Raw genomic sequence first — 20,135 nt, 5'->3', positions numbered from 1 at the left:
ATGGTAATTGATCATACCTAACGTAAAGCACACTTTACGTATGGAGAGAGTCATGTCGCCCAAACGCTTTCTGATGGAATTCGCAGTCGTCATGGTGGTGTACATTTTGTGCGTCGTGGTTTCCAGCTCGCTCGTTCGATCCATGCCTGACGGGGTCGCCAAAATCGCCCTGGCGTTGCTGCCGGTGATTCCCATGATCGCGATGGCGGTTTCGATCGTCCGCCGCGTGAACGCCATGGATGAAATGGGCCGCAAGATCCAACTGGATGCTCTCGCTGTGGCGTTTGTCTGCACCGCACTCACGACGTTCAGCTACGGCTTTCTGGAAACCGCCGGTTTTCCACGCCTGTCGGCTTTCATGGTGTGGCCGATCATGGGCGGCGTCTGGTGCGTGGCCACGATCGTCGGCACAAGGCGCTACCAGTGAATAATCAGCTACGCCAGTTGCGGGCCGAACGGGGTTGGTCCCAGGCCGACCTTGCACAGCGCCTGGAGGTTTCGCGCCAGACCGTCAATGCCATCGAAACCGGCCGCTATGATCCGAGCTTGCCGTTGGCGTTCAAGATCGCCAAGGTGTTCGAGCGCAGTATCGAAGCGATCTTCGAAGCACCAGCAGACTGAGTCATTTGTTACAGGAGCACACTGCAATGATGCGCCCCGCCACCCCTGATGACGTTGCTGCCATCGAGGCCATTGTCGAAGCCGCCTACTCGCCCTACATCGAGCGGATCGGCCGCAAGCCCGGGCCGATGCTTGAGGACTATCAGCTGTTGGTCGAGGCCGGCGGCGTTTACGTGCTGGACAACGCCGGGAAGGTTCAGGGGTTCACTATCCTGCTCAAGGGCGAAGGCGCTTTGCTGCTGGACAACCTCGCTGTAGCACCTGACGCCCAGGGCTTGGGATTCGGACGACTGCTGATGGATTTTGCCGAACGACGCGCCATCGACGCCGGCTACGCAGCGATTTACCTGTACACCCATGAAACCATGACCGAGAACATCGCGTTGTACACACGCCGTGGCTACGTGCAAACCCATCGCGCCGTGGAACAGGGTCTGCGCCGCGTGTACATGACCAAACGCCTTTAGCAGCAGCTGATCCAATTTGTATCACCGCTGCACCGCTTTCGTGCCCGACTGGGCACAAAGACCACTGTTCCCTGCGACTCTCCCCAATGTGGCTATAAATACTGGGCACGGTGCACAGCATCTTGCGTGCGCCTGTCACTTCTGCCGATCTGGCACGCGCGGTGCAACAGGCCTGCGTCACTCATTCAGGGAGCAGGGCCATGACTCAGCAAGAACCGGGCAACGATTACCCCCTCAGCGAAGTGCCGATGCATGCGCGCAAGGGCCTGGCATCCACCGCCATGGTGCTGCTGGGGTTCACGTTTTTCACCGCGACCATGTTTGCCGGCGGCAAGCTGGGCGTAGCGTTCAGTTTTACCGACATGCTCGGCGTTGTGGCCCTGGGTAACCTGTTGCTGGGCATTTACGCCGCGGGCCTGGGTTACATCGCGTTCAAGAGTGGCTTGAATTCAGTGTTGATGGGCCGCTTCTGCTTTGGCGAGGTCGGCAGCAAACTCAGCGACTTGATCCTCGGCTTTACCCAGATCGGCTGGTACGCCTGGGGCACGGCCACCGCCGCCGTGGTGCTGGGCAAGTATTTCGAGCTGAGCCAGGGCAGCGTGTTGGGCCTGATGGTGCTGTTCGGCATGGTGTTCTGCGCCACGGCGTATGTGGGATATCGCGGGCTGGAGGTGCTGTCCTACATCGCGGTGCCGGCCATGGGTATCTTGCTGTTTCTGTCGATGTGGGTCGCCACGGTAAAAGTCGGCGGGCTGGACGGCCTGCTGGCAGTCGTGCCGACGGGCGAGCTGGATTTGTCCACCGCGATCACACTGGTGTTTGGCACTTTTGTCAGCGGTGCGACCCAGGCTACCAACTGGACGCGGTTTTCCCGTTCGGCCAAGGTCGCGGTGCTGGCCAGCCTGATCGGATTTTTTATCGGCAATGGTTTGATGGTACTGATCGGGGCCTATGGCGCCATCGTCTACCAGCAGCCAGACGTGGTGGAAGTGTTGTTGCTGCAAGGCTTCGCGATGGCGGCCATGGCCATGTTGTTGCTCAATATCTGGAGCACCCAGGACAACACCATTTACAACTTTGCCGTCGCCGGCTGCAACTTGCTGCGGACCCGTCGCCGCAAGACCGTGACCCTGGCCGGTGCGGTGATCGGCACCCTGCTGGCGCTGCTCGGCATGTACGACATGCTGGTGCCCTACCTGATTTTGCTGGGCACAGTGATCCCACCGATTGGCGGCGTGATAATGGCAGACTTCTTCTACCGCTATCGCGGCCAGTACCCGCGCCTGGCCGAGACGCGCCTGCCGGCATTTAATTGGCCTGGGCTGGTGGCGTACGCGGTGGGCACGGTGCTGGCGTTCCACTCGCCCTGGGTGGCGCCACTGGTGGGGATTGTTGCCGCGTCGCTGACCTACGTCGTGCTGACCGCCGTGCTGCGTGTGCGTGCGCCGCTGGCTGATGCCCCGGCATGAGCCTCACCGTCGCCGATGTACTGGCCCTGCCCGGCCTTGAATCGATGCGCCTGCGCGCAGGTGACAGCGGTCTGGATAACGCCGTGCGCTGGCCGTATGTCGCGGAAAACAGCGGAATTGCCGAGTGGGTACTGGGCGGCGAGTTGGTGTTCGTCACCGGCATCAATCACCCACGCGATGAACCCAACCTCCTGCGTTTGCTGGAAGAAGCGTGCCAGCGTCAGGTTGCCGGTCTGGTGATCCTCACCGGGCCGGCCTATATCCAGACAATCCCCCAGCGCCTGTTGAGCGCCGCCGAAGCGGCCGGCATGCCGCTGATCGAGCAGCCTTACTCGCTGAAAATGGTGCTGGTGACACAGGCGATTGGTTCGGCGCTGATCCAGTCCGAGCAACTGGGCCGTTCGCGACACGACGTGCTGGAACGCTTGCTCGCCGGTGATTATCAGTCCCTTGAGGTGTTACTGAATCGGGCAGCGCAGCTGGGCATGTCGCTGGCCGGGCATTGGCAGGTTGTCCAGTTGCAACTGGAGGGTGGCGAGGCATTATTTGCCCAGGGTGATACTGCGCAGACGGAGGCGCAATTGGCCCGGCAGCACGACAGTATCGCGCGTCGATTGCGCCAGTTTTCGGCGCGGCATCATGCAGCATTGCCGATTGTGGGCAGGGCTGGCCACTGGACATTGTTGCTGCCGGCCACCGATGCCGTGCAAGCGTTGGCCAATCGCCAACAATGGGTTGCCTGGCTTAACCCCTTGAACCTGCGGCTGGCCCCTTTGAAACTGTTTATCGGCCTGAGCGCCGCTGCCCACCCACCCGCGAGCCTGGCTCAGGCGCAGGATGAGGCACGCCAGGCCTTGGCGGCGGCGCGACGTTTCAGCGACCGCGCCGGGCTTTGCGTGTATGACGAACTCGGCGTATTGAAGCTGCTCAGTGGCGTGCGTGATCGCGCCCTGCTCGACCAGTTTCTCAATGAGCGCCTGGGCCCGTTGTTGCGCCACGACCGCCACCATGGCCCTTGCCTGATGCCGACCCTGGAAGCCTGGTTTCACGAGAATGGTAACCTTGTGGCCGCCGCGCAGCGCCTGGCCCTGCACCGCAACACGGTGACGCACCGCGTCCAGCGTATCGAAGCCCTGAGCGGGCTGACGCTGGGCAACTCATACGACCGCCTGGACATCGGAATAGCCCTGATGATCTGGCGGCTGACTGCCTGATTGTCTTTAGCCAAGAGGAACTTGCCCATGCATATCATCAACGCCCGCCTGCGCAACCGTGAAGGCCTGCATGATCTGCACCTGGAACACGGCCGGATCGCCAGCATCACTTCGCAAACCGAGGTACCTGCTTTAAGGGCCGGTGATTTGGACGCCGCTGGCAACCTGGTCATACCGCCTTTTGTTGAACCCCACATTCACCTCGACGCCACCCTTACGGCTGGCGAACCGCGCTGGAACATGAGCGGCACGTTGTTCGAAGGCATCGAATGCTGGGGCGAGCGTAAAGCCACGATCACCCAGGAAGACACCAAGACTCGCGCCAAAAAAACCATCCAAACCCTGGCAGCCCACGGCATTCAGCATGTCCGCACCCACGTCGACGTCACTGACCCCGAGCTCACGGCACTCAAAGCCATGCTTGAGGTACGCGAAGACAGCTCGCACCTGATCGACTTGCAAATCGTCGCCTTCCCCCAGGAAGGCATCGAGTCCTACCGCAATGGCCGCGAGTTGATGGCCGAGGCCATTCGCCTGGGCGCCGACGTCGTCGGCGGCATTCCCCACTTTGAGTACACCCGTGACCAAGGCGTCAGCTCGGTGAAATTCCTCATGGACCTGGCCGAACGCACGGGTTGCCTGGTGGACGTGCACTGCGACGAAACCGATGACCCTCACTCGCGCTTTCTCGAAGTGCTGGCCGAAGAAGCCCGCAGCCGCGACATGGGCGCACGCGTCACCGCCAGCCACACCACGGCCATGGGCTCCTACGACAATGCGTATTGCGCCAAACTGTTTCGCCTGCTGGGGCACTCAGGAATCAGCTTCGTCTCCTGCCCCACCGAAAGCATTCATCTGCAAGGCCGCTTCGACAGCTTCCCGAAACGCCGCGGCGTGACCCGCGTCAACGAACTGCTCGAAGCCGGCATGAACGTATGCTTTGGCCAGGATTCGATCGTCGACCCTTGGTACCCCTTGGGCAACGGCAACATCCTGCGGGTCCTGGAAGCCGGTTTGCACATTTGCCATATGCTCGGCTATCGCAATCTGCAAAGTGCTCTGGACCTGGTCACCGACAACAGCGCCAAGGCCATGGCCCTGGGCGAGCGTTATGGCCTGGAGCCGGGGCGCCCGGCCAACTTGCTGATCTTGTCGGCAAACAGCGACTACGAAGTTATTCGCAGCCAGGGCCTGCCGCTGTACTCAATCCGCAATGGCAAAGTGCTGATGAAACGGCAACCGGCGCAGGTGGAGTTTTTGTAACCGGCCTGTCTACACAATGGCGTCGAGGTCGAGCGGATGCACCTTGCCTGAACCGTCATGAATCGGCGCAGGAATACTGGCAACCTGCGCCAACTCACGGTTTTCACGGTGGCTGAACCAACGCTTCAGGCTGGGTTGCAGGTGCGCGCGATCGGCGTGACTGCCATACACGTCGCGGGCGTCCAGGCGCCGCCAGCGCAGGGACTCCAAGCGTTGGCGACTGGTGCGCAACCGGTCAATTTCTGCGTTCAACGCCTGGCTATGTTCGTGCCCATAGCCACGCTGGTTTGAGGGGCGGCGACGGTCCAGCTCACGGTTCTTGTCGCGCAACTGCGCAGTCATGCTCTCAAGGGCACGGTCCAGCAGCTCAAATTCTCTCTGCGTGACCAGAGGCCCTTGGCTATCAACGGTTTGTTGCCAGCGACGCAACGTGGCCCAGGCCGCCGGGATGTAACTGGCCGTCATGAAGTGCTGGCTGGCCTGAAACAATTGTTTCAGCACGTTGGCGCGGTTGGGCATGTCACCTTGAAGTTGCAAGGCACGGTTACAACCGGCCTGCAGAATAGACTCACAACCGGGCGTCCATAACACCGAGGAATGCGTGCCATCGGCCAGTTTGATCGGCATGAAGTGCTGCTGTTCGCCGTGATGCTGGTAGGGACTGCCACCCACACGCACCAGGCCGGCGGCAAACAGAAGCCCACCCGGACCGGGTGCACTGAACAACGCCACTACACCCGGAACCCAGAGTTTTGCGGTGGTGTTCATCCACGTGGCCGGAACGCTGGGCACCGGGTCGTTGTGGTTGACGATGCGATGGTGGACCAGCGCTGAGGCGCCTTCGGTGAACTCGGCGTCGGCGGCGCGGGGTGCGCCATAGGTGTAGAGGAGAATGTTGTACTGAGTGTCGGGGATTCGTCGCAATCCTTCTGCCAGGAGCAAGGCGATGGCACCGCCGAGGCTGTGGCCGCAGATTACAATGCGCTGGCCGCTGTGAAACTGCTCGAGGTATCGCAGAATAAAATCGCGCATCGCTAGATACGCCTGATAGAAGCCCTTATGGGCTTTGCCCACGCCGTCAGAAAACGGCACTTGGTGGGCGTCGGCGTCTCGCAGTGCATCGGCGCCGCTGGCGGTGCCTCGCACAGCGATCAGGATGACTTCAGCGTGATGAGTGATGAACGCCTGAGTGTCCGTTCCGAACTGCTCATCGTTGAAAAAATGCACCAGAGCAGGATGCTCCTGTTTTGCGCCAAGCTCAGAGCGGTTCTGTGGGTACACGTCAGGGTCGAAGGGCACGATCTCAAAACGCTGGGAGTATGGGACTTCCTCATAGAGCGGGTAAAAGCGCTGCACCTGCTCGCGATCAACATTCCAGGCTTCTTGATAGGCCGAAAGCTTTTCGACGAACAGATTCCCTATGCCGGGATCCAGAGGAAAGCTGACTTGATCCACCGGATTCGTTGGAGGCTGCTGGCCAAAATCGCAGTAACTCAAGGTAGCCATCAACGCCAATTGGTAGAGGTTCAAGGCGCAGAAACGATCCTCTGTGGATAGCATCGGGCGCAGGGCTCGCAAAGGTCGTACCTCCAGCACGGTATGCAGGTTGGGGAACAACACCACACCTGACAAAGTCGGCTGAGGCGGACCGAAGCCCAACTCAGCCATCATTCTTAACGCATGGCGTTGAGGTGGGTAAGTGCGGGGCGCCAACGGCGGTAAGTGAGCAACATGCCGGACCAGGTCGCGCACTTCTACCTGATAAAACCGGTCCGCTTTGCGCTGTGCAGGATTTCTCTCGATACGCTGGCCGTCAGCAGTGCAAAAGCGGGTTTGTTCGGCCCGTGCCTGGAGTTCGGTGATGGGCAATTTGTAAGTCTTGCGCGTACTCAATTCAAAATACGGCTGCTCATTTCCAGCGTACAGCCCCTCCAGAATAAGCACGACGGGACCGCAGTAAAACCCTTGTAGCTTGGCAAACCCCTCCCCAGTCAGCCTGCCATTGTACGAGTGGCCCGTACTGTCATAGACAGTGTAAGCAAGCCCGCCGTAGGCCTTCCCACTGCCCGTTTCATCAACCAGACAAAAGCTTGCCCAATGCCCTTTCAATGCACATGCAGGCATGTTGCTGCTGAAAAAAGCTTGCTTGCGCGCTTCTTGATTCATGACTCGACTCCTTGTCAATTACAGGTGGGATAGACATCACAGGTGCGTCCATCCGGCATCTTTATAGGTTTGAAGTCCTTGTTATCGGGCTCGCAAGCTCCCTGCTGATCCTCAAAGCTTTTACCCCTGCAGCGTTTCCAACCTCCCGGTACAGCTATCCACCGCCGGTCAAAAGCCGGTTCTTCCTGATCTGAAAGCGCCAGTTCCAGCCTGACTTTTTTTCCAGGTAACAGCTCTCGCTGCACGACACCGCCCGCTCGAACTTTCTGCCGCTGCCCTCCTGCGTCCAACGCTCTGCACTCCAGAATTTTTCTGATTGCATGCAAGGGCCCCACCGTGCGAAAAAACCACCTGCATTGACCGGCCAGCTCCTGCACACCTGAGCCGGGCATCCCTGCTACGCGCTCAGATTCGACAGGATCTGCGAAATAGATAGCGGCTGAATCTCCACCGACATCTGCGTCGCGCTCGCCCCATTTCGCATAAATGTCGAACTCCACGCTCTTCAACACCGATGGGCATCCCTCGATGGTTTCAGTCAGCGGCAGGTCATAGCTCACTCGTTCGGCCACCGGTTTGTAATCAGCAATAAAGATCTTCCGCTCTGGCCTCTTGCCTCGACGTCGCGGCAAGGTACACAACTGGTCCCTTGCAGGACCGTAGTTAGCCGCCCCTGTAAACCGAAACTCCGCAGGCAAATCCACCTCCAACGTGAAGTGATTGACCGGCCCCACCGCACATCCCGAAAGCCATCCCGCACCCAGCGCGACCAATGCACCACGCAGCCGCTTATCCATGCTTGCCTCCCAGCCTGCGCCACTGCGCCGATACTCGTTCGAAGTGGTCCCCAGGCGTTTCTCCTTGCATTGGCTGCCACTGAATGACGCTGGTACGCGTTGCCTCTTCCAGCCTGCGCACCACCAGGAACTCAAGCTGTTGCGGCGCACGCCATTGCCACGCACGAGCCTGTTCCAATACCTGAGATAACCAGATTCGAGGGTCCTGGAATTCAACCAGTGCGGCGAGGTCTTCGCTGTGCTCGGTCAGCAGGTAACGCAGGACATTGGCGTGCAGGATGGCCGCCGTATGGGGGTTGGGGGTGTTGAGCCAGGGTGCCGGAACTGGCACCGGATACTCACCCGGGGCCGGATTATCGCCGTGGTGCCAATGGCCCTCGTGCCAGTAGCACACGCTGATCAGCGGGCCGAGGAACACCGGCCAGTGCTCGCTCGGCAGATGAGCCAACACGCGAGCCAGGGTTCGATTGTCATGAAAGCGATACAACGCCTGGCTGCCCTCGAGCCCTACCAGCATGCGCTCGCGCCAATGTCGGGCCGCACCGGCCAGGTCGTCGTCGGGCAGGCTTGCCAACCAACCCCAGTCAGATTGCGGGTGCTGCAGCAGGTCGAACAGCGCAGGCTCACTTGCCTGCTCCAATAGCAGGATCACCGGACCAACCGCTGCCAGTTCGGCCACAGCGCTCTCACCGTAAAGACTGCAATATTGCGACAGATTACGGGCTGCCAGCAGCGGCTGGCGTGCGTCATGGTTGCCGTCAAGGATCAGACACAGTCGGCGGCCCGCTTGTTGCTGTTGGGCCATCCAGCGGCCAGGCGTGCTCTGCATCAAGCAGCCCTCCGCTTGATAGCGCACTGGCCTTCGCGGCATTGCTCGCACACAGGACAAAAATCAGCCCCCAATTGCCGGGCCAACGCCATGACGAGGCCTTGTGCAGCCGCCATTTTCGGACCGATTGCTGCTGAAAAGGGGCTCGTTGATGAATTCGGGGGTGGCAAGCCGCCGACGGTAATGGGTTTACTGGTAAAAATACCGCCGGCCTGAACCAGCACATACTCACCCCCAGCCCTGAGGCTCAGTTGCGCGCCCGCATCGATGACCAGGCTGGCACCTGCCTTGAGATGGATTTGTTGCCCGGCTTCTATGACCAGCAAACGCCCTACCCGTGTCTGACTGTCGCCCTGCACGTCCAGGTGATCATGCGCTTTGAGCTCGACATTGCGATCACCCCCGATATGACGACGCTCGCCGCTTTGCAGGTGAGCCGTGCTCAGTCCCCGGATGATTTCGTGGCGCTCTCCGACGACCTCCAAGCGACTGTCGTGCCCCACTTTCTGCTCCAGATCACGCTGAGCGCGCAAGTAGATGAGTTCCTCGCCACGGCGATCTTCAAGGTGCAGTTCGTTGGCTCCCCCGCCGCCCGGCGAACTGCGGCTGCGCAAGACACTGCGGGTACCGTGCTGCGGCAAAGGATAGGTCGGCATGTGCAACGCATTGGGCAGGCAGCCGTTGATCAATGGCCGGTCGGGATCGCCCTCCAGGAAGGTCACCAGCACCTCCATGCCCACGCGCGGAATCATCATTGCGCCAAAGCCATCCCCCGCCCAACCGGACGCTACCCGTACCCAGCAGCTGCTTTTGTCATCGGCGTTTTCCAGGCGATCCCAATGAAACCGTACCTTCACCCGGCCATAAGCATCGCAATACACCTCCTCGCCCGCAGGCCCTGTCACCGTGGCGGTTTGACTGCCATTGATGGTCGGCTTCGGGTGCTTCAGACGAGGCCGATAAGGCGCGCGCCAGGGTGTGGCGATGAACCGGTTGCGGTAGCCCTGGAATACGTCCGTCTCAACCACCGCTTCCTCAAGTACCTGCGGTTGATAACCCTCATGACGCACTGATGTGATCAACCAAAGGTCGTTGCAGGCCGGATCGGGGTGATCGCGCAGTTCGAGGAAATGGCCGCAGCTCAACGCAGCTTGATCACTGCTGCCCAGCGCGTGATGACGGTCGCTCTGATGGCGCTCCAGGCTTCGGCGCGCCAATTGTTTGCCCCGTGCAGGGTCAAAGAAGCCACCAGGGTAGCGATAATCCTCCAAAGGTTGCGCCCAGGCAGTGCCTGCCGTGTCGTGCAAGCGCAACAACGGGTGCTCGAAATCATGATCGCGGCGAGCCGTATGCCGAGTGCGGGTTTCCAGGCGCACCTCGAAACCCTGGATCACCCCCGATTCGTCGACATAGTCATGCACCGGACAGTAGCGCTGCGCAGGCAAGCGCCGAAACACCGTCTGGTCGTCACCAAACACCAGCACGTGATTGTTCGTGCTGTGGCGGAAATGGTAGTGAATGCCCTCCTCTTCACACAGGCGCTGGATGAAGTGCAGGTCGGTTTCAGCGTACTGCACGCAGAACGTGCGTGGCGGATAGACCACCGGGCCGAGTTCGAAGCAATAGGCGTCGGCAAGGATACCGTGATGCTCAAGCACCGCAGCGATGATCTGCGGCACACTGCGCTGCTGGAAAATCCGCTGGTCGCGCCTGTGGGCCAAGCACGCCAGCCGGGGGGCCAGGGTGAGGTGATAACGGGTCAGCCGTGCGCCCGGATCATCACGGCCGATGGCGTGGATTTGCCCATGCAGCCCTGCGTCCGCCGCGCCGAAGTCAAGATAGGCAGGCTGATGGAGCAGTGCCTCAAGGTCCAGCGAGGCGTTTTCACTGACTACCTGCAGTTGAATGAAATAAGGCTGATCAATGACTTCATTGCCTTCAAAAGCGAGCACTTGAAAGTCGCTGGCAACTTCTGGAAGTATCAATTTGAAACGTGTTGACATTAACGCACTCACCATCCGTAGTTACCCATCATCAAATAGTTGACTGAAAGGCTTTCTCCCGTCGGATGTTGATCGAACAGCTGGGAAAAAGCGCCTTAACGCAGTGAAGCTTAGCGATTTCAGGCGACATTCGGCTCTTCAAAAACAAAAAAGAAGTTTCGTACATTGGGGTCGGAAGTGTCTTTTACGAAACATTACAGCGCATTAATAAAGAAACTAAGAACAACAAGAAATTTCCCACACTAACTTCACAAACCTAACTAACCAATAAAGAAACAGCTGACACTAACCCACGCCATCAGCTGCTCTGTCACGATCAGGCTTGAGCCCTGGCAGTCCCGAACAGGCTGACGTTCAGCAGTGTTTTACCCTGGCTCTGCAACCGTATGGGCGCAGTGCCACCTGGCATGACCACGGTTACCACGCCGTCCGTGACCCAACCTGCTCGCCATGCCGCGCAGGCCACTGCACTGGCGCTGGTCCCTGAGGACGCGGTGGGACCCTCTCCCCGCTCAAACACCCGCGCGATCAGGTGATTGTCCGAAGATCGGGCAGCCCATTGCAGATTGATTCCGGCACCACAAGGTTGACCACGCCCGAGCGGCGGTGCGAAGGCAATCGCCTGCAACAACCCGAACAGTTCAGGCTGTTGCATCGACCGATTGTCGGGTAACGCGCTGGCGTGCTCAACGAGCGTCACGCAATGAGGGTTGCCCACGCGTACAAACTGACTGCAGGCCCAGTGCGGGTTGATTGCCGCCAACGCGGCCACGTGACTGAACTCACGCTCCCTGACCGCAACCGCATTAACACCCGCAGCAGCCACTGCGCCGGGGCCGAACATCGGTAGCCCCAATGCCAGCCAGAAACCTGCCACCTGTTCGTACAACGCCGGCTCCACGCGGGTGGCAACAGGCGACGCCGTGGCCGGCTGGTCATGGTGCACGCGCAATTCACACGTCTGAACCATCAAGCCCTGATCGGCCAACGCCTGGGCAAAGATAGTCAGACCGTTGCCGCTGCGTTCGGCGAGGGAGCCATCCGTATTGACGATCAGCAGGTCGAACGGCGGCGCGGATTGAAATGGCCCGACCAGCAAACCATCGCAACGGTGCGCCTTCGCATTGGCGGGTCGAGGCAACGCGCCCCAGCCGCACTCGGAGGAGATTGCCGATGCTGCCCAGTCCTTGCGAGTGTGCGCCGCCAAGTCAGCGCGCTCGGGCACATCGACACCACGGCTGCGCAGATAGGCCGGGCTGACCACCGCGTAGATATTGCCCCGCGCATCATAGAACTGGGTCATATTGCCACCCGCTTGAAAATCTTCATCGGCGTGTCCGTCCAATTGCCTGCACACTAGACGGCAGCGTATTACAGAACTGTCGATCGGGTCATCCGAAGGGAACCCGGCTCGCTCGAGAGCGCCTGATATGCAAGGATGTCGCGCCGGACATCGTTCGCTGAACGCAAAACCAAGGATTTTTCATGACTGCCATTCCCACTCCAGCGCCCGTGGTTCCCGGGCGACTGGAACAAATGTCGACCCGTATCGCTTTTTTCATCGCCGGCTTCGGCATCGCCGCCTGGGCGCCGCTGGTGCCGTATGCCAAGGCTCGCGCGCAACTCAACGAGGGCACGCTGGGTCTGCTGCTGTTGTGCCTGGGAGTGGGTTCGATCATCGCCATGCCGGTGGCCGGTGCGCTGGCCTCACGTTTCGGCTGCCGACGCGTGCTGACGGGCGGCACTATCATGATCTGCCTGGCCCTGCCGATGCTCGCGACGGTCAGCTCGATCCCACTGCTGATGGCCGGGCTGTTTCTGTTCGGCGCAGGCCTGGGCACCGTGGATTCGACGGTCAACCTGCAAGCCGTCATCGTTGAGCGTGCCAGCGGTAAAACCATGATGTCGGGCTTTCACGGCCTGTTCAGCCTCGGCGGCATTGTCGGTGCGGCGGGAGTCTCCGGGTTGCTCGGCCTGGGCCTGTCGCCGTTGCAGGCGACCCTGGTGGTGATCGTGATCGTGGCGGTCGCGCTGCTCAAGGCCGGGCCACATCTGTTGCCCTACGGCAGTGAAAGCTCGGGCCCGGCGTTTGCAGTGCCTCACGGTGTGGTGCTGTTTATTGGCTGCCTGTGTTTCATCGTATTTTTGGCTGAGGGCGCGGTGCTGGATTGGAGTGCCGTATTCCTCAGCGCCGAGCGTGGCCTGGATGAGGCTTACGCCGGCCTCGGCTATGCGGCATTTGCCTTGACCATGACTGCGGGACGCCTGACCGGCGATGCCATTGTGCGACGGCTGGGCGCCACCCGTGTGATTGTTATCGGCGGCTCGCTGGCCACCGCCGGCATGCTGCTCGCCACGCTGTTCCCGGCCTGGGAAACCGCGCTGCTGGGGTATGCATTGGTGGGCGCTGGTTGCTCGAACATCGTGCCGGTGCTGTACACCGCCGTCGGCAAGCAAAAAGTCATGCCGGAGCACATTGCGGTACCGGCCATTACGACCCTGGGCTATGCCGGCATTCTTGCCGGCCCGGCCATGATCGGCTTTATCGCTCACGGCAGCAGCTTGAGCATCGCCTTCGTGCTGGTCGCGATGCTGCTGGCCGGGGTGGCCATCAGCGGCAAAATCCTCAAGGTGTAAATTGCCTGCCGCACACGGCCTGGACGCTACCGGGCCTTGTGCATCTGGTGCTGTTCCAGCCAGCGCTCCAGGCTTTTGTTGCACAGCCAGCCCTCGTGCCTGGAGCGACCAAACAAGCGCTGGGTATTGGCGCGCTCCAGCGAGCGCAATAATCCTGGGCGCTCGATGATGTTTTTTGCCGTGTACACACAGTGTTCGCTGTATTTCTTCCTGGGCAATCCGGTGGTGGGTTCAAGAATCGGCCTGCCCAGTGAGTCGCTGTCATCGGGGTCATTCATAACCACTTTGAGCAGCGAAATATCCACGTACTCAAAGGTTTCAAAGAACACGGTACGGTCCTTGAGCGTGTCCCTCAGCTGTTTGAAGTGACCTTGCAACGCCTGCACGACGCTGGCATTGCCCTGGCCATGGAAAGGGTCCTGGCTGAAGGCGTTGGGTGAACTGTTGCCGCGCAATGCGCAAGCGGCTTCCAGGCTGTCGCGGGTGATATAGCCGTCGCAATCGATGATTGCGTCGCTCAGCAGCGGGCGCTTGAGAATTTCCCTGACCACCAGGATCATGCGGTCGCGCACGTTATTCACCCTCACGCTTTTCGGCTGCAAATTGGCGCAGCGAGGACGGCGTCACACAGCCCCCCTCGCTGTAGTTTTCAAACACGTCAAAGTTCTTTCGCAACTCGAGCGCCAGTTGCCTATCGGTGAAGCTCGGGCCCGGAAGCGTGGTGTCTGCGCGAGCCGTTGGCGCGTTCTGCAGCGCCTGGTGCCGCAACGACGGCACGGTAGCGCGCAAGCCGTGCCGCCGCGGCGGCGGCAGGTCTTGCGCAACAGATTGATCCTCGCAAAACGGCTGTGCCACAGGCGGCGGCGAAGGCCAGCGAACCTGCGGGCCGCCCATGGCCGTTGGCAGCATGCGCGGTAATGCACCCTCAATTGTCATACGTCATCTCCCGACCTTTTGCTGATCTGTGCTTGCCTGAAATTCAACACCGAGGTGCTCCGGATCAGTGGTTGATTGCGTAGGAGCAAGCAACCGATGTGTGGCGAGTTGGGCACGATAGTTCCGGGCAGTGGCTGAATACCAATAACAGCATGTAAAAACCATGAGGCCCTGGGTCAATCCGACTTTCTCCCACGCCAGACAGTTTTCAGGCCATGGATCAATACAGCCCAGGCGCCCGCCCCTTTGCTTTCGTTGCGGCTCGCCTCCCCAGGCGCAAGCATGCCGCGGGCGAAATCATCGGCGACCGGTGCCCGGAACTTGCACTGCCCCGCGAGCGCTTTCATGCGCTGCACTTCTGCCGCGTACCCATTCGGCGAGGCCGCAGGCAGAAGGTCATTCGGCAGCTCTTGCCCTGTCACCGCTGTTGAGCGCTCAACGTCGACGCCATGGGCGAAGGTGTCGAGGCCTCCCCTTGGGCAGGGTTGAAACGAAGTTGAAGTCATATCCAGGCCCTGATTCACGTTCTGAAAGACTACCGAGTGCGCTAAGCCGTTGGGCCCATCCAGCGCAGCAAGCGCCACGAAGCGTTCGCCGCGCCGATTGCATCGCGCGTACTCAATCAGCGGGTCAGTGCGACCAGGATTTCAAACACGTTGATCCGGCCATCCGCGTCTGCGTCCATTTTCTTCAGCGAATCGCCGCGGCCGGTAAACGCTTTACTCAGCTGGATTAAATGGTCGATCGACGGAATGCCCGTCATGGGTGTTTTGCCCAGCGCCTGAAGGTCTCTGACGTTGATTTCGTGCCCAACGTAATCTTTCAATTGATTGAAATGGTTGAGCATTTCCTGGGCTATTTGTTTGTCATCCTTGTATTTGAAGGGGTTGTCGTCACGGATGAGTTTAGCCAGGGCGTGCAGGTCGGTTCGACTGCCAAGGGCGTCCATCATGCCGGTACGCCGCAATACCTCTCGGGCGGTGCGAATGTTTTCATTCACGTTGGGATCACTGCCCAGCTGTTTTGCCGCCATGTCTCTAAGGGTGCGAGCACTCAGGGTCTTGGAGTGACTTGATCCGGTGAACGCAGCGAAGTTGTTCAACAGCAACTGCGCCAGTTGGTCATTACTTTTGTGGGAGTAGACGAGGTCTGGTTTACCCGACCCAACCGGCACCAGCGTTGGCGGTACGCCGTTGTGATGAGCATGCGCGTGGGGTCGCTGACTACCAAACCAATGGCCCATTGCGTGTTGAAACTGCTGCATGAAACCCTGTTGCGAGGCCGAGTGATTCATCGCCGGCGCCCAATGATGATGATCACTGTGACCCTGGGCTGTTTGCTGATGAGCGCCAAACACCGGCCCGGAGACGTTGACCGACAGGTTATAACTCACGTTCCCGGCGCTGTGGCTGTCGTAGGACGGCGCGACAGAAAACGCACGGCTGGCCTTGGCTTCGGGCTTTGAATCAGCCAGCGCCGTGTCAGCGGTTGATGAAACAGAAACAGACGTATCGAGAGCCGATACCGACATAAGTGCCTCCAGTGCAAGGGGATCGATTACCAACCTGCCACGCCAGCGTGACGTCGAAGTCGTTCAGGTTTCCCCTGTGTGGCGCATCTGTCGGAATAGGTTCCTGACCCGGCAGCAGGTCGCTTAAAAACCTGTAGGAAAGGCGCAAAAAAAATCGCAGCCCCAGGGCTGCGATTTTTCGTGTCAACGGCAGGTCAGAACCCGACGCTTGCCTGTACGAAGAAGGTACGTGGCTCGCCAAGGTACAAACCCGCGTTGTTGTCGCTCGAGCGCGTGTAATGTTGTTGGTCGAAGACGTTTTTCACGCCCACGCCCAGTTTCAGGTTCGACAGTTGCGCACCAAAGTCATAGCCGCTGCGCACGTTGACCGAGACATAACCAGGAATATCGCCGTACTGACCATCGGCAGTGCCCTGGGTGATGTAAGTGGTGCCAGTGCCCGGCGCGCGTTGCCCGGACTGGGCATAGACGTCCAGGTTATGGGTCCAGTGATTGATGTCGTAACGCAGGCCCGCCGTTGCCACTTCACGCGAATACAGCGGCAAGTCGCGGCCCTTGAACGGTACATCGCCTTCTGAAGTGGCCTTGGTGTACGTGAAACCGGCGCTGGCGGTCAGGCCGTCCAGGCGCGGGTCGAGGTTCGACAGGTCGTAGTGGGCCGAGGCTTCGACGCCCTGGTGCTTGGTGGCGCCCAGGTTGGTCCAGCCCACGTCGTTGCTGACGTATTGCAACTCGTCCGAAAAGTCGATGTAGAACAATGTCACTTCGCCGCCCCACACGCTGTCGTTGTAGCGCGTGCCGACCTCGTAGGTCTTGGCCTTTTCCGGGTTCAGGCCATCGGCCGTCTGGTTGACCCGGCCACCCTGCCCGATCTGCGCATACTGCAGGCTGCCGAACGAAGTTTCGTAGTTGGCGAACAGCTTCCAGGCATCAGAGATGTGGTACATCACGCTCAACGCCGGCAAGGGCTCGTTGCTCTCGATCTTGCGATTTTTCTCCACGGTGCGCACGCCGTTCAGGGCGACCACCGGGCGATCATGCCAGCGGGTTTCGATGTTTTCGAAGCGGATACCCGGGGTGACGGTCCATTTGCCGATATCGATTTTGTTATCGAGATAGAACGCATTGGCGACGGTGCCGCCGGTGCGGTCCTGGTAAACATGTCCATCGTTTTGGCCACCCGGCGTCGGTACATTGTCGACCAGGTTCAGGCTGCTGGCTTGCTCATGCATGCCTTCTTTCAGGTAGCGGTAACCGAGACTGACTTCCTGAGTGCTGGGGCCCACGTCGAACACATGCGACACACGTGGCTCGATGCCAAAGGTGTAGTAGGTGCGCGGGTAGGAACCGATGGTCTTCAGGTCACGGTTGGCGATGTTGCTGCCCCGGAAACTGTCGGTGTAGTAGGTCAGCACTTCGGCCTGGGTACGGTCATCGATCTGCCGGATGTACTTGAACGACACGTCCTTGCGGCGACCGCTGAAGTTGTCGTAGTCGCGCACCGACTGGTACGGATTGGCGTCAAATTGCTTCTGGGTCAAGCCCCCGGGCATGTCGGCGCTGGCGTCGTAGTAGTGGAAATTAAGCGAGAAATCGTCTTGATCGGTCGGCGCCCAGTGAGTCTTGAGAATCACGTCGTCGATGTCATTGGAGTTGTTGCTGTCGCGGTAACCATTGCCGTTGACGCCGGTATAGAGCAACGCAACGCCAATACCGTTGTCGGCGGTGCCACCCACAAAGGCGTTGTCGACGTGTTTCCAGCCACCGTGTTCAGCCGTCTGCAAGGTGGTGCCGACTTCACCGGAGAATGTCTCGGGAATGGCGCGGGTCACGAAGTTGATCACACCGCCGACGTTCTGTGGCCCATACCGCACGGAACCGGCGCCGCGCACCACGTCGATGCTGTCCAGGTTGCCGGCGGAAATCGGCGCCATCGACAGTTGAGGCTGGCCATACGGGGCGAACGCCGCCGGCACGCCGTCGATCAGCACGGTGGAGCGTGGCGACAGGCGCGATGTGAGGCCACGAACGCCGACGTTCAGGGAAATATCACTGCCTCCGGTGCCGTTGGATTCCTGCACCTGCACGCCAGGGATACGGCGCAGCACGTCACCGACGTTCATTGCGCCCTGCTCCACCATGGCTTCACGGCGCACCACCGTGCGCGCGCCAGGGTGGTTCTGCACGACGGCAGCGTTCGCATCACCCAACCAGTCGCCGACCACCTTGATGTCGGTGACGCCCAGCTCCAGCGGCGAACCGGCTTCACCGGTGCCGGTGCTTTGCGGGCGCAGGGTCACAGAACCGGCGTCGATCTGGTAATCCAGGCCGCTGCCTTGCAGCAGCTGGCGCAGGGCCTGTTCGGGTGAGAGGTTACCGTCCACCGCAGGCGCTTGCTTGCCGGCGACCATGTCCGGGTTGAAAAACACTTGCAGGGAAGTCTGCTGGCCCAACTGGCTCAACGCTGCGCCCAAAGGCTGAGCGCGGATGTGGATGCCGTCGCCAGCATAGGCCGCAGGCAGCGCGGCACTGACGGCGAGCGCCAGCGCCAGAGGCGCCCAGCGGGAAATTTTATTGTTGTAGACGGTAAGTTTTTTCACGTCGAACCTAGTCCTGTGATCGCAAGAGTGTGCGGCTGTTAATGCAAACCAGTTGCAGTTGCAGGAGAAGACGAAGAACTCGGAAAAAACCTGAATTTCAGCGAGAAATAATTTCCTGGCTGCCATCGGGCAAGCTGCGCAGGGCGACCGGCAGTATGTGCGGCAAGGCTTTGAGCAAGGCGTCGGTGTCGCGGGCGTTGAACACACTGGTCAAGCGCAGGTTGCTCACCGCCGCCGTGCTGACCCGCAAGGGCTGCTCACGATAGCGCGATACTTCACGGGCCACTTGGCCGAGGGTGGCGTTGTTGAACACCAGTTTCCCGCTGCGCCAGGCGGTCAGTTCATCAGCATTCACCGCATAAGCCGCTGCGACCTGTCCCTGGGAATCGACATGCGTGCCGCGGCCTGCCGTGAGCGTGACCCTCTGATCCGTCGAGCGCCCCTGTACCTTGACAGTGCCGGCCTCGACCACCACGCGGGTCTGATCGTCGTCACGGCGCACATCGAACCGTGTGCCGGTGACCGTCACCTGCCCTGCCCCAGCGACCACGATGAACGGGCGGCTGGTGTCATGCTCGACGCTGAACATCGCTTCGCCTTCCTTGATCTCGACTCCGCGCCGGCCCTTTTCGTAGTGCACCGCGACCACGCTGCGGCTGTTCAGGTCCATGACCGAGCCGTCCGGCAAGGCCACTTGGCGATGCTCACCCACGCGCGTACTGAATTGCGCACTGTAAGGCTTGGGCTGATCCAGCCCGCTGAACAGCCCAAGGCCCAGGGCAATCGCCACCACACTGGCGGCGACGGCGTAACGCACAACGGCACGGCGTCGAGGGCGCTCGACCGGCGCCTCACACAACGCCTGCAAACGCGCCTTGGGCAGCAGGTCTGCGGCGCTCCACATTCCTTGCAGCACATCGAATTCGTATTGGTGCTCGGGACGCTCATTGCGCCAGGCGTCGAAGCGCTGGCGTTCTGCGCTGCTCAAGTCGGCCTCTTGCAGGCGTACAAACCATTGCGCGGCTTCGTCGCGAGCGCGGCTATCCATCATGGAAGGTCCTGTTTCAAAGCGGGTCATGGGGCCATCGCATCCAGGCGGTCACGCAGATGCCGCAAGGTGCGGATCATATACTTTTCCACCATGTTTTTTGACAGGCCCAGGCGCACGGCGATTTCCTGCTGGGTCAGGCCCTCGATTTTCTGCCAGATAAATACCTTGCGACAGTTGAGCGGCAACTCGGCCAGGGCCCGCTCAATGGAGTCCGCCAACTGGATGGCGTGCATGAAATGCTCCGGGTCGCCGCCGTGGGGCGAACGCTGGTCAAATGCTTCCAGCGCCAGCGCCTCACGCCGGTCTTCGCGGCGATAGGCGTCAACGGCGATGTTGCGCGCGGTTTGATGCAAATAGGCGCGCGGTTGCTCAACCTCACTGGCGCGCGACTCAAGCACCCGCACGAAGGTGTCGTGGGCCAGGTCCTCGGCCTGCTGACGGTTTCTCAGGCGGCGTGTCCAGGTTCCGATCAACTCTTCGTAGTGCTCGAAAAAGCCTGTTCTGCGGGGCGGCTGAGGAGTCATCGAGTGAGCACTGGGGAGGCGGGGCGT

Annotated in this window: 19 protein-coding genes; 7 read left to right on the top strand and 12 right to left on the bottom strand. The window is 60.4% G+C overall.

Annotated features, from left to right (window positions below):
• The first annotated feature begins 52 nt into the window (after positions 1–52).
• The 6 genes from AACV02_RS10365 (at position 53) to codA (ending at position 5,034) form a co-directional block, all read left to right on the top strand.
• A complete protein-coding gene (locus AACV02_RS10365) occupies positions 53–427 on the top strand; it encodes a hypothetical protein (RefSeq protein ID WP_106580079.1) in 375 nt (124 codons plus the stop codon).
• On the top strand, positions 424–621 hold the full coding sequence (locus AACV02_RS10360; protein ID WP_106580078.1) for a helix-turn-helix transcriptional regulator: 198 nt from the start codon (positions 424–426) through the stop codon (positions 619–621). The genes AACV02_RS10365 and AACV02_RS10360 overlap by 4 nt, the downstream gene beginning before the upstream one ends.
• A gap of 26 nt (positions 622–647) precedes the next feature.
• The gene (locus tag AACV02_RS10355) at positions 648–1,088 is read left to right on the top strand and encodes a GNAT family N-acetyltransferase (RefSeq protein ID WP_119739414.1); all 441 of its coding nucleotides are present in this window, start codon (positions 648–650) and stop codon (positions 1,086–1,088) included.
• Positions 1,089–1,288: 200 nt separating this feature from the next.
• On the top strand, positions 1,289–2,557 hold the full coding sequence (codB, locus tag AACV02_RS10350) for a cytosine permease (protein WP_106580076.1): 1,269 nt from the start codon (positions 1,289–1,291) through the stop codon (positions 2,555–2,557).
• On the top strand, positions 2,554–3,771 hold the full coding sequence (locus AACV02_RS10345; RefSeq protein ID WP_119739412.1) for a PucR family transcriptional regulator: 1,218 nt from the start codon (positions 2,554–2,556) through the stop codon (positions 3,769–3,771). Before codB ends, AACV02_RS10345 begins: the two co-directional genes overlap by 4 nt.
• 27 nt (positions 3,772–3,798) lie before the next feature.
• Positions 3,799–5,034: a cytosine deaminase gene (gene codA / locus AACV02_RS10340; protein WP_106580074.1), complete on the top strand. Its 1,236-nt coding sequence runs from the start codon at positions 3,799–3,801 to the stop codon at positions 5,032–5,034.
• A 9-nt stretch (positions 5,035–5,043) separates the two neighbouring features.
• Here codA and AACV02_RS10335 read toward each other — a convergent pair whose 3' ends face one another.
• From AACV02_RS10335 to AACV02_RS10315, 5 genes are all read right to left on the bottom strand, one after another.
• Positions 5,044–7,200 (bottom strand): lipase family protein, encoded by a 2,157-nt coding sequence (locus tag AACV02_RS10335; protein ID WP_119739410.1) that lies wholly within the window; start codon positions 7,198–7,200, stop codon positions 5,044–5,046.
• A gap of 14 nt (positions 7,201–7,214) precedes the next feature.
• On the bottom strand, positions 7,215–7,997 hold the full coding sequence (locus AACV02_RS10330) for a hypothetical protein (RefSeq protein WP_119739408.1): 783 nt from the start codon (positions 7,995–7,997) through the stop codon (positions 7,215–7,217).
• Complete coding sequence (locus tag AACV02_RS10325) at positions 7,990–8,826, bottom strand: DUF4123 domain-containing protein (RefSeq protein WP_119739406.1); 837 nt, start codon at positions 8,824–8,826, stop codon at positions 7,990–7,992. The genes AACV02_RS10330 and AACV02_RS10325 overlap by 8 nt, the downstream gene beginning before the upstream one ends.
• Positions 8,826–10,844, bottom strand: a complete 2,019-nt coding sequence (locus AACV02_RS10320) for a type VI secretion system Vgr family protein (RefSeq protein ID WP_119739404.1) — start codon at positions 10,842–10,844, stop codon at positions 8,826–8,828. The genes AACV02_RS10325 and AACV02_RS10320 overlap by 1 nt, the downstream gene beginning before the upstream one ends.
• Positions 10,845–11,145: 301 nt before the next feature.
• A complete protein-coding gene (locus tag AACV02_RS10315; protein WP_119739401.1) occupies positions 11,146–12,132 on the bottom strand; it encodes a diaminopimelate epimerase in 987 nt (328 codons plus the stop codon).
• Positions 12,133–12,314: 182 nt separating this feature from the next.
• Between AACV02_RS10315 and AACV02_RS10310 the strand changes: the two genes are divergently transcribed.
• On the top strand, positions 12,315–13,466 hold the full coding sequence (locus AACV02_RS10310) for an MFS transporter (RefSeq protein ID WP_119739399.1): 1,152 nt from the start codon (positions 12,315–12,317) through the stop codon (positions 13,464–13,466).
• A 26-nt stretch (positions 13,467–13,492) separates the two neighbouring features.
• On the opposite strand, the gene AACV02_RS10305 is transcribed toward AACV02_RS10310, so the two are convergent.
• From AACV02_RS10305 to AACV02_RS10275, 7 genes are all read right to left on the bottom strand, one after another.
• Complete coding sequence (locus AACV02_RS10305) at positions 13,493–14,038, bottom strand: type III secretion effector protein (protein ID WP_119739397.1); 546 nt, start codon at positions 14,036–14,038, stop codon at positions 13,493–13,495.
• Position 14,039: 1 nt separating this feature from the next.
• Complete coding sequence (locus AACV02_RS10300; protein WP_119739395.1) at positions 14,040–14,375, bottom strand: hypothetical protein; 336 nt, start codon at positions 14,373–14,375, stop codon at positions 14,040–14,042.
• Between the two features lie 203 nt (positions 14,376–14,578).
• Entirely contained in the window at positions 14,579–14,986 is a 408-nt protein-coding gene (locus tag AACV02_RS10295) for a type III secretion protein (RefSeq protein ID WP_119739393.1), read from the bottom strand.
• A gap of 38 nt (positions 14,987–15,024) precedes the next feature.
• Complete coding sequence (locus AACV02_RS10290; protein WP_157986828.1) at positions 15,025–15,966, bottom strand: hypothetical protein; 942 nt, start codon at positions 15,964–15,966, stop codon at positions 15,025–15,027.
• A 161-nt stretch (positions 15,967–16,127) separates the two neighbouring features.
• The gene (locus tag AACV02_RS10285; RefSeq protein WP_119739389.1) at positions 16,128–18,533 is read right to left on the bottom strand and encodes a TonB-dependent siderophore receptor; all 2,406 of its coding nucleotides are present in this window, start codon (positions 18,531–18,533) and stop codon (positions 16,128–16,130) included.
• 97 nt (positions 18,534–18,630) lie between these two features.
• Positions 18,631–19,584: a FecR family protein gene (locus AACV02_RS10280; protein ID WP_119739387.1), complete on the bottom strand. Its 954-nt coding sequence runs from the start codon at positions 19,582–19,584 to the stop codon at positions 18,631–18,633.
• A 23-nt stretch (positions 19,585–19,607) separates the two neighbouring features.
• Positions 19,608–20,108: a sigma-70 family RNA polymerase sigma factor gene (locus tag AACV02_RS10275; RefSeq protein ID WP_119739385.1), complete on the bottom strand. Its 501-nt coding sequence runs from the start codon at positions 20,106–20,108 to the stop codon at positions 19,608–19,610.
• Positions 20,109–20,135: the final 27 nt, after the last annotated feature.

Source organism: Pseudomonas sp. Larv2_ips (assembly GCF_963879675.1).
In the GTDB taxonomy this organism is placed as follows: Bacteria; Pseudomonadota; Gammaproteobacteria; order Pseudomonadales; family Pseudomonadaceae; genus Aquipseudomonas.
This window is presented reverse-complemented; position numbering and strand designations above follow the sequence as displayed.

Coding starts and splice junctions, on each gene's coding strand:
- codA (WP_106580074.1), top strand. CDS start 3,799: ATGCATATCATCAACGCCCGCCTGCGCAACCGTGAAGGCCTGCATGAT.
- AACV02_RS10315 (WP_119739401.1), bottom strand. CDS start 12,132: ATGACCCAGTTCTATGATGCGCGGGGCAATATCTACGCGGTGGTCAGC.
- codB (WP_106580076.1), top strand. CDS start 1,289: ATGACTCAGCAAGAACCGGGCAACGATTACCCCCTCAGCGAAGTGCCG.
- AACV02_RS10300 (WP_119739395.1), bottom strand. CDS start 14,375: ATGCTGCCAACGGCCATGGGCGGCCCGCAGGTTCGCTGGCCTTCGCCG.
- AACV02_RS10330 (WP_119739408.1), bottom strand. CDS start 7,997: ATGGATAAGCGGCTGCGTGGTGCATTGGTCGCGCTGGGTGCGGGATGG.
- AACV02_RS10310 (WP_119739399.1), top strand. CDS start 12,315: ATGACTGCCATTCCCACTCCAGCGCCCGTGGTTCCCGGGCGACTGGAA.
- AACV02_RS10345 (WP_119739412.1), top strand. CDS start 2,554: ATGAGCCTCACCGTCGCCGATGTACTGGCCCTGCCCGGCCTTGAATCG.
- AACV02_RS10325 (WP_119739406.1), bottom strand. CDS start 8,826: ATGCAGAGCACGCCTGGCCGCTGGATGGCCCAACAGCAACAAGCGGGC.
- AACV02_RS10280 (WP_119739387.1), bottom strand. CDS start 19,584: ATGATGGATAGCCGCGCTCGCGACGAAGCCGCGCAATGGTTTGTACGC.
- AACV02_RS10365 (WP_106580079.1), top strand. CDS start 53: ATGTCGCCCAAACGCTTTCTGATGGAATTCGCAGTCGTCATGGTGGTG.
- AACV02_RS10275 (WP_119739385.1), bottom strand. CDS start 20,108: ATGACTCCTCAGCCGCCCCGCAGAACAGGCTTTTTCGAGCACTACGAA.
- AACV02_RS10320 (WP_119739404.1), bottom strand. CDS start 10,844: ATGGTGAGTGCGTTAATGTCAACACGTTTCAAATTGATACTTCCAGAA.
- AACV02_RS10335 (WP_119739410.1), bottom strand. CDS start 7,200: ATGAATCAAGAAGCGCGCAAGCAAGCTTTTTTCAGCAGCAACATGCCT.
- AACV02_RS10355 (WP_119739414.1), top strand. CDS start 648: ATGATGCGCCCCGCCACCCCTGATGACGTTGCTGCCATCGAGGCCATT.